Consider the following 14402-nt stretch of genomic DNA (forward strand, 5'->3'; position numbering starts at 1 on the left):
AGAGCAAAAATAAATAATTACGCTCGAAGTGTAGCCGCAAATTCCAACATACGGTTTAACGGCAACAGCGCCCCTTCTCTCAGCGAGTCCTCAACATGTATCTCATGAGCCGCGCCGCCATGTTCCAGGCCCTCAGCAATCGCTTTCAGGCCATTCATCGCCATCCACGGACAATGCGCACAGCTGCGACAGGTTGCCCCCTCGCCAGCCGTCGGAGCTTCAAGCAGCTCTTTATCCGGAACGGCCTGCTGCATTTTGTAAAAAATGCCCCGGTCAGTCGCCACAATCAACTGCTTATGCGGTAACGATTTAGCCGCGTTGATGAGCTGGCTGGTTGAGCCAACCGCATCTGCCATATCAACGATAGACTGAGGGGACTCCGGGTGCACCAGCACCGCGGCATCAGGGTAAAGCCCTTTCATGCGTGTCAAAGCCTGGGTTTTAAACTCGTCGTGGACGATACAGGCCCCCTGCCAACAGAGCACGTCTGCGCCGGTCTGTTTTTGCACGTAGTTGCCCAAATGTCTGTCCGGAGCCCAGATGATTTTTTCACCTAAACTATCAAGATGTTCAATAAGTTCAACCGCGATACTGGAAGTCACGACCCAGTCCGCACGTGCTTTAACGGCAGCAGAGGTATTGGCGTAAACCACCACGGTACGATCCGGATGCGCGTCGCAAAATGCGCTGAACGCGTCAATCGAACAGCCCAGATCTAATGAACATTCCGCCTGTAAGGTCGGCATCAGGATGGTCTTTTCCGGGCTGAGAATTTTGGCAGTTTCTCCCATAAACCTCACGCCCGCAACCAGCAGCGTAGAGGCAGTATGCTTTGCACCGAACCGCGCCATCTCCAGAGAATCAGAAATACAGCCCCCGGTCTCTTCCGCTAACTGCTGAATTTCAGGATCGGTGTAATAATGCGCGACCATAACGGCATCACGCTCTTTCAGCAGGCGCTTGATTTTTTCACGATAAAATTGCTTTTCATCCACACTTAGCGGTACTGGCTTCGGCGGAAACGGATAAATTGCTGCTTCTGGATCAAACATCACGCTCATCTTGCTTTCTCGTTTCACTGGCTTAACGAAATAACCGATTAAAAGCGTGACGCACGCCATATTCGGTTTGATTTGTTTTGTATGCTAAACAAGATAGCGGATTGGCGCAGAAAAGTCACAATAATTGCGTGTGATGAATGCCGGATGGCGTCTGACGTCTTATCCGGCCTACACGAGTAGTGTCGTCTGTAGGCTGATAAGCAAAGGACATCAGGAAATCTTATAAATCGCAGATAGCAAAAAGGCGCCTTTAGGGCGCCTTTTTACACTGGTGGGGCGTGCAGGATGACTCGCTTCGCTTGCCCTTCGGGCCGTCGCCGTGAACGGCTCCGTTGTCTCACTGCGTTCGACCCGAACCTGCTGCAGGTTCGAATCTTATAAATCGCAGATAGCAAAAAGGCGCCTTTAGGGCGCCTTTTTACACTGGTGGGGCGTGCAGGATTCGAACCTGCGACCAATTGATTAAAAGTCAACTGCTCTACCAACTGAGCTAACGCCCCCGTATGGGGTTTACTGCTTCAATTATTCAGGATGGTGGGTCGTGCAGGATTCGAACCTGCGACCAATTGATTAAAAGTCAACTGCTCTACCAACTGAGCTAACGACCCGCTCGGATGTCACCTGAAAAATTCTTTACTCGACACCAACATAACAATTGATATGGCGGCGTGCAGGATGACTCGACTTCATCTCGCCCTAACGGGCCGTTGCTAAAGCAACGTTATCCTTCACGTTTAACACCTAAGTACAATGTTAAAGTTGGTGGGGCGTGCAGGATTCGAACCTGCGACCAATTGATTAAAAGTCAACTGCTCTACCAACTGAGCTAACGCCCCGAGTGGTGGGTGATGACGGGATCGAACCGCCGACCCCCTCCTTGTAAGGGAGGTGCTCTCCCAGCTGAGCTAATCACCCGATACTACGCTGGATACTGCATTAAGTGGTGGGGCGTGCAGGATTCGAACCTGCGACCAATTGATTAAAAGTCAACTGCTCTACCAACTGAGCTAACGCCCCACTTTTTTCGCCGCTTTCGGGCTGTTTGATATCCCTTGGCAACGGCGGCATATATTACTGATTTCAGATTTTAGCGCAACAAAAATTTCGATGTAAATAACTCAACTGCTTAGGAATCACACGACACGACCAGAAATAACACGATTTCTGGTCGCATGGTGGTCATTACATCGCGCCAAGGCGTTTTTGCGCTTGTTTCGCGCCATCAGTGCCAGGATATTTAGTGATAACCTGCTGATAAACCGCTTTAGCTTTTGCTGTGTCACCTTTGTCCTGCATGATGACGCCGACTTTATACATCGCGTCTGCAGCCTTAGGTGATTTGGGGAAGTTTTTAACTACCGAAGCAAAATAGAACGCAGCATCATCTTTTTTACCCTTGTTGTAATTCAACTGACCCAGCCAGTAATTCGCATTGGGCAGGTAAGTAGAGTCCGGGTACTTTTTGATGAAGTTCTGGAATGCTTCAATCGCGTCATCCTGGCGGGATTTATCCTGCACCAGAGCAATCGCTGCATTGTAATCGGTATTCGCATCGCCAGTTTGCACGGGAGCCCCTGACGTTGCTGCAACTCCCGCATCAGGTGCAGGGGTTGCCGCCCCACTCTGATCGCCACCTGTAGACTGTGCCGCAGGCGCACTACCGCTGCCAAGATTATTCATCTGCAGCAATATCTGCTTCTGTCGCTCAACAACCTGATTCAGCTGATATTGATTTTCCTGAATTTGACCACGCAGGGAATCGATATCGGACTGATTATCGGAGAGTTGTTGCTGGAGTTGGGTTAAAAGCTGACTGTGAGCGTTAGAAATACGCTCGAGTTGAGTGACACGGTCTTCGACCGAGCCTGAGCCGACACTACTGATTGGCGCCTGAGCAAAAGCGGCCCAGGGGGCCGCTATGCCAACCAGTAACGACAGACTCAACAGGTGATGTCTGAAGTTACTGCTCATGCAATTCTCTTAGTAAACCAGTACGGCGCGACGGTTTTTGGCGTAAGCCGCTTCGTCATGACCCAGTACTGCAGGTTTTTCTTTACCGTAAGAAACGATGGAGATCTGGTCAGCAGAAACGCCTTTACCCTGCAGGTACATCTTAACGGCGTTCGCACGACGCTCACCCAGGGAGATGTTGTACTCAGGAGTACCACGTTCGTCCGCATGACCTTCTACGGTGACTTTGTAAGACGGGTTGCTACGCAGGAAGTTAGCGTGAGCATCCAGCATTGCAGCGAAGTCAGAACGGATATCGTACTTGTCCAGATCGAAGTAAACGATGTTGTTCTGCTGCAGCTGTTGCATCTGAAGACGCGCTTGCTCTTCAGAAGACATGTTGCCGCTGCCGTTTGCATCCATACCAGTGCCGGCACCCAGCATGCCTTCGCTGCCGTCATTGCTGGCGTTCTTGTTAGAAGAACACGCTGCAATAGCCATAACAGGCAGAGCAATCATCAGCCCTTTCAGCACTTTGTTCAGTTGCATTTCAATGATTCCTTTATTAATCAATTATTTATTATCACAGATACGGCGACCAGGCAGGGAATTTAACCTGACCATCAGTTGCCGGAAGACGCGCTTTGAAACGCCCATCTGTAGAAACCAAATTCAGCACGGATCCCATCCCCTGAGAAGAGCTGTAGATTACCATAGTGCCGTTAGGTGCCAGACTTGGCGTTTCATCCAGGAACGTTGACGACAGGACTTGTACGCCACCCGCTACCAGATCTTGTTTGGCAATGTGCTGCTGACCATTGGCTGAGCTTACCATTACCATAAACTTACCGTCGCTGCTCACATCCGCATCCTGGTTTTGCGAACCTTCCCAGGTAATACGCTGCGGAGCACCGCCGTTGACGTTAACTTTATATACCTGCGGACGACCGGCCTGGTCAGAGGTAAAGGCCAGGTTTTGGCTGTCCGGGAACCAGGTAGGTTCCGTATTGTTGCTGCGACCATCCGTCACCTGACGGATCTGACCGGAACCAATGTCCATAACATACAGGTTCAGGCTACCGGTTTTAGACAGGGCAAACGCCAGTTTGCTGCCATCCGGAGAAAACGCAGGTGCACCGTTGTGACGTGGGAACGACGCTACCTGACGAACCGCGCCATTAGACAACGTCTGAATAACCAGCGCAGAACGACCGCTTTCGAAAGTGACGTATGCCAGTTTCGAACCGTCCGGAGACCATGCCGGAGACATCAGCGGCTGCGGAGAACGGTGTACCACGAACTGGTTGTAGCCATCGTAGTCGGATACACGTAATTCGTACGGGAACTGGCCGCCGTTCGTCTGAACAACATAAGCGATACGGGTACGGAATGCACCTTTAATACCGGTCAGTTTTTCAAACACTTCGTCACTTGCAGTATGGCCCGCGTAACGCAACCACTGCTTGTTCACTTTATAGGTGTTCTGTGCCAGTACGGTACCCGGTGCGCCACCGGTATCTACCAGTTGATAAGCAACGCTGTAGGAACCATCCGGATTTGGCGTAACCTGACCTACTACCACGGCATCAATACCCAGCGCAGACCATGCGGCAGGTTGAACTTCCTGTGCGGTACCCGGCTGCTGCGGCAGGCGAGAACGGTCTAACGGATTAAATTTACCGCTGTTACGCAGGTCAGCGCCTACGATACCACCGATATCTTCAGGTGCAGCACCCGGCCCTGCCCACTGGAATGGGACAACACCAATCGGGCGTGCCGAGTCCACCCCCTGGGTGATCTCGATACGTACTTCTGCGTGCAGCACCGCTGCCCACAGCATCAGAAAACCAAATGCTACTCGTAATGCCTGCTTCATCATATCTCCCTTATCTGGACGGAAAGCCCACGATAATTTAGCAGAATGTTAACAAACTCAAATACACAAAACTACCAGAACGCTGTCTCAACCTTAGACCGTTTCCCCTGAATTCTCAGGGACGTTATTACAGTTTAAAATCCAGCTTGGCATCTTTTACTTTTTCATAAACAGCCTGGCTAGGCGGTTTAGGAATTCTGGCTGTTTTCGCAGCCGTCAGCGCAGCCTGGCACAATGCCGGATCTCCGCCCTCTTCGGTCACATCCAGTAACAGACCATCGGGTGCTAACTTGATATGTAATACGCAAGATTTACCCGCATACAAATCGGCACCATACAGACGGCTCTGGATCGCATTACGAATTTGAGATGCGTAAGCACTGATATCAGCGCCAGATGCACCGCCATTTGCACCACTTGTACCACTATCTTTCGCCGGTTGACCGTTTCCTTTCGCTCCACCACCCGATTTCGGTGCATTCTTACCGGAGCTTAAGTCGCCCAACAAGTCGTCAACGCCAGAGGCTGCAGCTGCTTTTTCGGCCGCAGCCTTTTTCGCAGCCGCCGCTTTATCCGCCGCAGCTTTCTTATCGGCAGCGGCTTTCTCGGCTGCAGCTTTTTTGTCTGCTGCTGCTTTTTCCGCTGCGGCTTTCTTATCAGCCGCAGCCTTTTCAGCAGCGGCAGCTTTCGCGGCAGCGGCTTTTTCTGCTTTCTCCGCAGCAGCTTTCTCGGCTGCTGCTTGCTTAGCGGCTTCAGCCTGAGCTTTCTTCGCGGCGTCTGCGGCAGCCTTAGCAGCTTGTGCTTCGGCAATTTTCTTCGCATCAGCGGCGGCTTTAGCGGCTTCAGCCTCTGCTTTTTTCTGTGCGTCCGCAGCGGCCTTCTTCGCGGCATCTGCCGCTTGTTTCGCCTGAGCATCAGCTTTGGCCTTCGCGTCTGCAGCAGCCTTCGCCGCAGCTTCTTCAGCCTGTTTCTGTTGCTCTTGCGCTTTCGCGGCGGCGGCTTCGGCCTGTTTCTGCTGTTCCGCCTGTTCGCGCACTTTTTCCTGCGCGGCTAAACGTTCTTTTTCAAGTTGCTTCAGTCGCTCTTGCTCGGCCGCCTGCTTCTCGCGAAGTTCCTCAGCTTGCTGCTGCGCCTGTTTTTCACGCTGCTCTTCTGCACGTTTAGCACTTGCCTGCTGTTGCTGCTGCCTGTCGTACTGTTGCACAACGGCGCCAGGATCGACCATAACGGCGTCGATGGACGAACCGCCACCGCCGCCGGCTGAAGCATCAATGTGCTCATCGAACGAACTCCAGATCAGCGCTGCAAATAAAATGACATGCAGCACCGCTGAAATAATTATCGCCCTTTTGAGCTTGTCGTTTTGTTCGGTTGCCTTTGACACTCTCGGTTCCCAAAAAACTGTTCGCCTGTTACGCGCTATCTTTCAAGCCAGCAAAACGCAGTCATCAGATTGGCTGCGTCATCAAGCCAACCGATTTTACGCCTGCACTGTGTAACAAGTTCAGCGCTTTAATTATTTCATCATAAGGCACGTCTTTCGCACCACCGATTAAAAAGACCGTTTTCGGATTGGTCTGCAGGCGACTTTTCGCTTCCGCGATAACCTGCTCCGGCGGCAGTTGATCCATACGATCTTTCTCAACGACCACGCTGTATTGCCCTATCCCGGAAACTTCAATAATGACCGGCGGTTCGTCGTTACTACTGACAGCTTGCGATTCGGTCGCATCCGGCAGGTCGACTTCCACACTCTGCGTAATAATCGGCGCAGTTGCCATAAAGATCAGCAACAGCACCAGTAGTACGTCGAGCAGCGGTACAATATTGATTTCGGACTTGAGTTCGCGACGACCTCGTCCACGCGTTCTGGCCATGGCTTACCCCTTGTTGCTCTCGCTAACGGTAAACGCCTGGCGGTGCAGAATCGCGGTGAACTCTTCCATAAAGTTGTCGTAATTCAGTTCCAGCTTGTTCACGCGCTGATTCAGTCGGTTGTAAGCCATAACCGCCGGGATTGCCGCAAACAGACCGATAGCCGTTGCAATCAACGCTTCCGCGATACCCGGTGCGACCATTTGCAGCGTTGCCTGTTTTACCGCGCCTAACGCGATAAATGCGTGCATGATCCCCCAAACGGTACCGAACAGACCTATATACGGGCTGATAGAGCCGACGGTGCCGAGGAATGGAATATGCGTTTCCAGCGTTTCCAGTTCACGGTTCATCGAGATACGCATCGCACGGGATGCCCCCTCAACGACCGCTTCCGGCGCATGACTATTCGCCCGATGCAGACGCGCAAACTCTTTGAATCCGCTGTAGAAAATTTGTTCCGAGCCCACCAGGTTATCACGACGCCCCTGGCTTTCCTGATACAGGCGCGACAATTCAATGCCGGACCAGAACTTGTCTTCAAATGCTTCGGCTTCACGTGAAGCCGCATTAAGAATACGGGTCCGCTGGATAATAATGGCCCAGGATGCGATTGAGAAACCAATCAAAATCAACATGATAAGTTTAACCAGAAGGCTTGCCTTCAGGAACAAATCAAGGATATTCATGTCAGTCACTGCTTAAACTCCGCGACAATAGACTTGGGAAGCGCACGAGGCTTCATTTTGAGTGGATCAACGCAAACAATCAGAACTTCGGCTTCATTCAGCACGGTGTTCTCTGCGTTGACAATGCGTTGCGTGAAAACCAATGAGGTGCCACGCATTGACGTAATTTCAGTTTGGACTTCGAGCATATCGTCGAGCCGGGCAGGCGCAAAATACTCCAGCGTCATCTTGCGCACCACAAAGGCTACACGTTCGGCCAACAGGACCTGCTGACTGAAGTGATGATGACGCAGCATTTCTGTGCGTGCTCTTTCGTAAAAAGCGACGTAGCTGGCGTGGTAAACCACCCCTCCGGCATCGGTGTCTTCATAGTAGACACGAACCGGCCATCGAAACATATACTTGTTCATTCTTACTGCCTCTTTGTTGGCTTCGCCCACTCACACCGGTCGCTTAACTTTGTAAGCGCCTGGTGACTCGCGTTCTTGCCGCCGCGATGCTTCAAGAATGTCGTTGTATATCGCGCTGTATTCACTTTACATCCCGGTAATGCAATTAAGTTGCGTCCTGATGGTCCAGTGTCGCCACCGCACACAACTCCAGGGCACAACCTTAGGTTAATGCTTTCAAACTTCGCTACTATACGCGCGGGAATGGTGGTTTGGAATGGGGGAAAGTAAACGGAGAGTAAAAATTTATGGGCTTATGCAAGCCCATAAATATTTAAGGATGTTTCTTATTCAAAAGAAGAAGAAAATCAGACCAACAACCAGGACGATATCCGCGATTAGCGGGCAGAAAATGCCCTGCCAGTGTACGGCGCGTGGACGAAAACCAACGCCGTGAATGATGCCTGCGCAGACCGCCCACATCAGCAGGAGACCATGCCAGATTTCCAGCTCACTGGTTTTGGCCGCGAAACGTGACGGATCCCAGAATATGCAGCCAGCCAACACGATTGCCAGCACAAAGGAAAGCGCCCGCATGGGGCGCTTATCCATCGCGTTATACTGCATCGCGATAATGTTGGTCATCAGCTATCTTCTTGTCCGGCTTTGCCTGATTCAACGTGCTCAAGCGCCAGCGCTGTGATTATCCCAAATGCACAGGCAAGAAGCGTTCCCAAAATCCATGCGAAATACCACATTTTAAGCTCCTTACTTAGTACAGAGAGTGGGTGTTGCTTTCAATATCTTCTTTGGTGATGCGACCGAACATCTTCCAGTAACACCAGCCGGTGTACAGCAGAATGATCGGAACGAACACACAAGCTACATACGTCATCAGATTCAGCGTCAGCTGGCTGGACGTTGCATCCCACATGGTCAGACTTGCGTTCATCATGGTGCTGGATGGCATCACAAACGGGAACATTGCGATACCAGCCGTCAGGATGATGCAGGCTAACGTCAGTGAAGAGAAGACGAACGCCCATGCCCCTTTCTCCATACGAGAAGTCAGGATGGTCAACAGCGGCAGAACCACGCCCAGTGCAGGAACCAGCCACAGGATAGGTGCATTGTTAAAGTTCACTATCCATGCGCCAGCCACGCGAGCCACTTCTTTGGTCAGCGGGTTAGAGGCGGCATGATGATCCAGTGCTGAGGTCACAACATAACCGTCAATACCGTAAATCACCCACACACCAGCCAGCGCGAAGCAGACCATAGTGACCAGTGCCGCAACCTGCGACGTTGCACGCGCACGCAGATGCAGTTCACCTACCGTACGCATTTGCAGATAGGTCGCGCCCTGGGTGATGATCATCCCAACACTCACGACACCCGCCAGCAGACCAAACGGATTCAGCAACTGGAAGAAGTTACCGGTGTAGTACAAACGCATGTAGTCGTCTACGTGGAACGGAACCCCTTGCAGCAGGTTGCCGAACGCCACGCCAATAACCAGCGGTGGAACGAAGCTACCAATGAAGATGCCCCAGTCCCACATGTTGCGCCAGCGCATGTCTTCAATCTTCGAGCGGTAATCAAAACCGACCGGACGGAAGAACAAAGACGCCAGTACCAGGATCATCGCCACATAGAAACCGGAGAACGCAGCGGCATACACCATCGGCCAGGCAGCGAACAGTGCGCCACCCGCGGTGATGAGCCAAACCTGGTTACCGTCCCAGTGCGGGGCGATGGAGTTAATCATAATTCGACGCTCGGTATCATTACGACCGAGGAAACGGGTGAGCATGCCCACCCCCATGTCGAAGCCATCAGTGACCGCGAAACCAATCAGCAGAATGCCAACCAGCAGCCACCAGATAAAACGCAATACTTCATAATCGATCATTTGACGACTCCTGTCTTAGCGTGCCGGCTGAGAAGTCACAGTGGACTGCTCGTAGTGATAACGACCGGTTTTCAGGCTACTCGGCCCAAGGCGTGCGAACTTGAACATCAGATACAGTTCAGCCACCAGGAACAGGGTATACAGGCCGCAAATCAACAGCATCGAGAAGATGAGGTCGCCAGCGGTCAGCGAAGAGTTCGCTACGGCTGTTGGTAACACTTCACCAATCGCCCACGGTTGGCGGCCGTACTCTGCAACAAACCAACCAGATTCAATGGCAATCCACGGCAGAGGAATCGCATACAGCGCGGTGCGCAGCAGCCATTTTTTCTCACCGATACGGTTACGAATCACGGTCCAGAAGGACACTGCGATGATTGCCAGCATCAGAATGCCGCACGCCACCATAATACGGAAAGCGAAGTACAGCGGCGCAACGCGAGGAATAGAATCTTTCGTTGCCTGCTGAATTTGTGCTTCGGTCGCGTCGGTGACGTTATCCGTATAGCGTTTCAGCAGCAGACCATAACCCAGGTCTTTCTTCATGCTGTTGAACTGGTCGCGAACGGCCTGATCGGTAGTACCCGCACGCAGTTCTTCCAGCAGTTGATACGCTTTCATCCCGTTACGGATGCGCTCTTCGTGCTGCACCATCAGGTCTTTCAGACCAATGACCGGTGTATCAACAGAGCGGGTGGCAATGATGCCCAGCGCATAAGGAATTTGAATCGCAAAATGGTTTTCCTGCGCATCCTGGTCCGGAATACCGAACAGGGTAAAGGAAGCCGGTGCAGGCTGCGTTTCCCATTCTGCTTCAATAGCAGCGAGTTTGGTTTTCTGCACGTCGCCCATTTCGTAACCGGATTCATCACCCAGAACGATAACAGACAGAATAGCAGCCATACCAAAGCTGGCGGCGATTGCAAAAGAACGTTTAGCAAACGCGAAGTCACGACCGCGCAGCATATAGTAGGAGCTGATCCCCAGAACGAACATCGCGCCACAAACATAACCAGATGCCACAGTGTGAACAAATTTCACCTGTGCTACCGGGTTGAGCACCAGTTCAGAGAAGCTCAGCATCTCCATGCGCATGGTTTCAAAGTTGAAATCCGCGGCGATTGGGTTTTGCATCCAGCCGTTCGCAACCAGAATCCACAGTGCGGACAGGTTAGAACCCAGGGCCACCAGCCAGGTGACGCACATATGCTGGACTTTACCCAAACGGTCCCAGCCGAAGAAGAACAGACCTACAAAGGTGGATTCGAGGAAGAAGGCCATCAAACCTTCGATCGCCAGCGGCGCACCGAAAATATCCCCTACATAGTGGGAGTAGTAAGACCAGTTAGTCCCGAACTGGAACTCCATGGTCAGACCGGTTGCCACACCCAGAGCGAAGTTGATACCAAACAACTTGCCCCAGAACTTGGTCATATCTTTATAAATCTGTTTGCCGGAAAGGACGTAGACCGTTTCCATAATGGCCAGCAAGAACGCCATACCTAGCGTCAGTGGCACAAACAGGAAGTGGTACATCGCGGTCAAGGCAAACTGTAAGCGCGACAGTTCGACTATATCTAACATCATGACTCCTTGCTCATCGCATGAAGACTCCGAGAGTGAACCCCGTTAGAAAGGGTCACACGCATGCCCCAATACAAATTTATCTGCTTCCCTCCGCCGCTGCTCTTTCTTCTCAATTGAAGAAAGGACAATGATGAAAGGTTACAAACATGTTAATAAAACACTCAAATTGATCCCGCAATTATATTACGCCGTAAAATCCTTACAATAAACAGGTTTTTATCGAGGTAAATTTGCATTTTTCGATAGTGATCAATTTATAGCTAATTTATCACTTTCAGACCAATTTGATCTGCAGCAATTTAACCTCTTTTGAGGCTGTTTACCAAGTTTTAAACATTGATTTAAATCAATTTTCAAATTTAATGTTAATAGTGTTTAACAGTCAGGCGACTAGTGAACGCCATGTTAACGGTATGTTTTTCAATGAGTAATTGCCGTTACTACAAATGATAGGATATTTATTTAAATCTACACGATCTTTTAACCCGCCCGATTGACAGAATTGCCAGCAGATAAAGAGTCACTATTGCTGGGTAGCTCACAGTTTTTTGTTTAGCAAGTCATGGAATTGTTATTTCATACAAATTATTCATTTAAATTTTACTTATAATTAACACCAAGATGTAACTATCTCAAATGGAAGCGAAAGCGTCCCTCATTGACAGACGCATTGGGTTTGACGTTCCTCAGCACAGCGCAGGCGTTTCGCTTAAAGCATCACTGAAAGTTATCACTCACTTCTCTTTTTCTCTTATGTGGCAACGTTTAAATATGCCACAAACAATTCATTATCATTTTTATCTTAAATTTAACAAAATATAATTATGTCATATAAGATTAAACAATAAAAAACCGTTATCCCGTTCACAAGTTATTTAGCAAAGGTAATTTTTTAAATTATAAAAAATGACGCATAAATGAGGCGCACAACAAAATAAGATTTCGATCACAAACATGGCAAGTCATTTATTCTTCATTTTCCTGGCAAATTAAAAAAATCCGCAAAAACAACATTCAACTACATGATAAACAAGGGTTTTTATTAATAAAAAATATAACAATCATTTTGCGCAGGATATTTTGAAAATAGATCAATTGCTTCCTTTTCCGCTTACACAGAAACTCCGACCCTATTAAGAGGTTGTCACAAACCATGTTCTAAATATTAGAAAATAATTTTCACTTATTGACCATCAGCCCTACAGAGGATTACCCATGAAGAAATCTACACTTGTTATTGGCGTCATCGGTGCTGACTGCCATGCAGTAGGTAATAAAGTTCTGGATCGCGTTTTTACTGCTCATGATTTTCACGTAATCAACCTCGGGGTGATGGTGAGCCAGGATGAATATATTGATGCCGCGATTGAAACAGGCGCCGATGCCATCGTGGTGTCCTCTATCTACGGTCATGGCGACATTGACTGCCTCGGGTTACGTGAGCGCTGCATCGAACGCGGCCTCGGCGACATTCTGCTGTACGTCGGTGGCAACCTGGTAGTTGGTAAACATGACTTCGGCGATGTGGAAGTGAAGTTTAAGGAGATGGGTTTTAACCGCGTCTTCGCACCGAGCCACGACCTGGAAGATGTCTGCGCGCTTATCACCAATGATATTCGCCAACACAATGGCCTCGAGCAGCGTTGCCTGGAAGAGGCTATCTGATGCAAACAGTTTCTGTCGATATCGGCTCGACATGGACCAAGGCTGCCCTCTTTGCCCATGAAGGCGAGGAATTAACCCTGGTAAACCATGTCCTGACCCCAACCACCACACATCATCTGGCAGACGGTTTTTTTGCCAGCCTGAATCAGGTGCTGAACGTTGCCGATGCTCGCCCGTTACTGAAAAGTGGTGAAGTGCAGTTGAAATACTCCTCCTCGGCCAAAGGTGGACTCGCCGTTGCAGCAATGGGGCTGGTGCCTTCCATTACGCTGGAATCAGCAAAAGTTACCGCCCATTCGGCAGGAGCGAAAATCGCGCAATATTATTCGTACAAACTGAACCGGCATGACATCCAGGAGCTGGAATCATCACCGCCAGATATTCTGTTGTTTACCGGCGGTACAGACGGTGGCGAAGAAAGCTACGGCCTGGCGAATGCGCACGCGCTGGCAGGCTCAACGCTTGATTGCGCCATTATCTACGCCGGAAATCGGGACATTCAGGACGAAATACAAACGATTCTGGGACATAAAGATCTGACCACGGTAGACAACATTCTGCCTGACCTCGATCACCCGAATCCGTTTGCCGCGCGCCAGGCGATTTGCGATGTGTTCTTGTCACGCATTGTCAAAGGTAAAGGTCTGGACGTCATCGTCGGCGAAACCGGCGAAGAGCCAATGCCGACGCCATGGACGGTATATGAGTTAGTCAAAGCCATTAGCGATTACGACAGCGCATGGAAGGAATTCATGCTGATTGATATGGGCGGAGCCACCACGGATGTCTATTCGGCCAGCGCGAATACCCTCTCCCCCGATACCGTCCTGCATGGTGTTCCTGAACCGTTCGTCAAACGTACCGTTGAAGGCGACCTGGGAATGCGCGTTTCCGCCGTCGTGGTGGGAGAAAGCACGCAGGATATGGTGAAAGTCATCTTCGCCCAACAACCGCAGCGCGAGGAAGCATTTTACCGCTACCTGCGTCATCTGGTTGGGCAACCGGATTACCTGCCGCTCAGCGAGGAGGAGAAATATTTCGACACCCTGCTGGCAGGTTTGTGCGTGGGCTATGCCGCTGAGCGCCACGCGGGCACTAAGAAGCAGGTTTGCACCTGCGTGGGTAACGTGGATTTACAGATGGGTCGCGATCTCACCACCGTACGCAAAGTCGTCGGTTCAGGGGGATGGCTCTCTCGCGCCAGCCAGTTCGATATCCATAACTGGCTCAAATACCGGGAGCTGGACGACCAGGGTAAAAGAATTTTGTTACCGAATCAGTTTGAGTATTACCGCGATTCAAATGGCCTGCTCCCGCTACTGGCAAACGTCGCCAGGCTGTACCCGCAAGCCGCTGCTCGCACCAGCATTCAGTGTTTAACCCTATAAAACTTAAGGC

14 protein-coding genes, 5 tRNA genes and 1 other RNA gene are annotated in these 14402 nt (G+C 50.6%); 2 read left to right on the forward strand and 18 right to left on the reverse strand.

What is annotated here, in order from left to right:
- Positions 1–17 precede the first annotated feature (17 nt).
- The 18 genes from nadA to cydA form a co-directional block, all read right to left on the reverse strand.
- The gene (gene nadA / locus HV229_RS17180) at positions 18–1061 is read right to left on the reverse strand and encodes a quinolinate synthase NadA (RefSeq protein ID WP_047359467.1); all 1044 of its coding nucleotides are present in this window, start codon (positions 1059–1061) and stop codon (positions 18–20) included.
- 269 nt (positions 1062–1330) lie between these two features.
- Positions 1331–1456, reverse strand: a non-coding RNA gene (locus tag HV229_RS17185) — RtT sRNA.
- Positions 1457–1485: 29 nt separating this feature from the next.
- Positions 1486–1561: transfer RNA gene (locus HV229_RS17190), tRNA-Lys, on the reverse strand.
- Positions 1562–1593: 32 nt separating this feature from the next.
- Positions 1594–1669, reverse strand: a tRNA-Lys gene (locus HV229_RS17195).
- A 152-nt stretch (positions 1670–1821) separates the two neighbouring features.
- A tRNA-Lys gene (locus HV229_RS17200) sits at positions 1822–1897 on the reverse strand.
- Between the two features lie 3 nt (positions 1898–1900).
- Positions 1901–1976, reverse strand: a tRNA-Val gene (locus tag HV229_RS17205).
- A 26-nt stretch (positions 1977–2002) separates the two neighbouring features.
- A tRNA-Lys gene (locus HV229_RS17210) sits at positions 2003–2078 on the reverse strand.
- Positions 2079–2243: 165 nt separating this feature from the next.
- Positions 2244–3032, reverse strand: a complete 789-nt coding sequence (gene cpoB / locus HV229_RS17215; protein ID WP_047359468.1) for a cell division protein CpoB — start codon at positions 3030–3032, stop codon at positions 2244–2246.
- Positions 3033–3041: 9 nt separating this feature from the next.
- Positions 3042–3560 (reverse strand): peptidoglycan-associated lipoprotein Pal, encoded by a 519-nt coding sequence (pal, locus tag HV229_RS17220; protein WP_003022983.1) that lies wholly within the window; start codon positions 3558–3560, stop codon positions 3042–3044.
- Positions 3561–3594: 34 nt separating this feature from the next.
- The gene (gene tolB / locus HV229_RS17225; protein ID WP_003022981.1) at positions 3595–4887 is read right to left on the reverse strand and encodes a Tol-Pal system beta propeller repeat protein TolB; all 1293 of its coding nucleotides are present in this window, start codon (positions 4885–4887) and stop codon (positions 3595–3597) included.
- Between the two features lie 127 nt (positions 4888–5014).
- Positions 5015–6271, reverse strand: a complete 1257-nt coding sequence (gene tolA, locus HV229_RS17230) for a cell envelope integrity protein TolA (protein ID WP_016152313.1) — start codon at positions 6269–6271, stop codon at positions 5015–5017.
- Positions 6272–6335: 64 nt separating this feature from the next.
- The gene (tolR, locus tag HV229_RS17235) at positions 6336–6764 is read right to left on the reverse strand and encodes a colicin uptake protein TolR (protein ID WP_003022978.1); all 429 of its coding nucleotides are present in this window, start codon (positions 6762–6764) and stop codon (positions 6336–6338) included.
- A 3-nt stretch (positions 6765–6767) separates the two neighbouring features.
- Entirely contained in the window at positions 6768–7460 is a 693-nt protein-coding gene (tolQ, locus tag HV229_RS17240) for a Tol-Pal system protein TolQ (protein ID WP_016152312.1), read from the reverse strand.
- On the reverse strand, positions 7457–7861 hold the full coding sequence (gene ybgC / locus HV229_RS17245; RefSeq protein WP_003831439.1) for a tol-pal system-associated acyl-CoA thioesterase: 405 nt from the start codon (positions 7859–7861) through the stop codon (positions 7457–7459). Before ybgC ends, tolQ begins: the two co-directional genes overlap by 4 nt.
- 330 nt (positions 7862–8191) lie before the next feature.
- Complete coding sequence (gene ybgE / locus HV229_RS17250; protein ID WP_181545993.1) at positions 8192–8485, reverse strand: cyd operon protein YbgE; 294 nt, start codon at positions 8483–8485, stop codon at positions 8192–8194.
- Positions 8485–8598 (reverse strand): cytochrome bd-I oxidase subunit CydX, encoded by a 114-nt coding sequence (gene cydX / locus HV229_RS17255; protein WP_003022970.1) that lies wholly within the window; start codon positions 8596–8598, stop codon positions 8485–8487. The genes ybgE and cydX overlap by 1 nt, the downstream gene beginning before the upstream one ends.
- A gap of 14 nt (positions 8599–8612) precedes the next feature.
- The gene (gene cydB, locus HV229_RS17260; RefSeq protein WP_181545995.1) at positions 8613–9752 is read right to left on the reverse strand and encodes a cytochrome d ubiquinol oxidase subunit II; all 1140 of its coding nucleotides are present in this window, start codon (positions 9750–9752) and stop codon (positions 8613–8615) included.
- Between the two features lie 15 nt (positions 9753–9767).
- Entirely contained in the window at positions 9768–11336 is a 1569-nt protein-coding gene (gene cydA, locus HV229_RS17265; RefSeq protein WP_016152309.1) for a cytochrome ubiquinol oxidase subunit I, read from the reverse strand.
- A 1218-nt stretch (positions 11337–12554) separates the two neighbouring features.
- Here cydA and glmS point away from each other — a divergent pair.
- Both glmS and glmL read left to right on the forward strand, forming a co-directional pair.
- Positions 12555–13004 (forward strand): methylaspartate mutase subunit S, encoded by a 450-nt coding sequence (glmS, locus tag HV229_RS17270; protein ID WP_016152308.1) that lies wholly within the window; start codon positions 12555–12557, stop codon positions 13002–13004.
- Complete coding sequence (glmL, locus tag HV229_RS17275; protein ID WP_016156015.1) at positions 13004–14392, forward strand: methylaspartate mutase accessory protein GlmL; 1389 nt, start codon at positions 13004–13006, stop codon at positions 14390–14392. The genes glmS and glmL overlap by 1 nt, the downstream gene beginning before the upstream one ends.
- Positions 14393–14402: the final 10 nt, after the last annotated feature.

Source organism: Citrobacter sp. RHBSTW-00524 (genome assembly GCF_013747755.1).
GTDB lineage: Bacteria > Pseudomonadota > Gammaproteobacteria > Enterobacterales > Enterobacteriaceae > Citrobacter > Citrobacter braakii.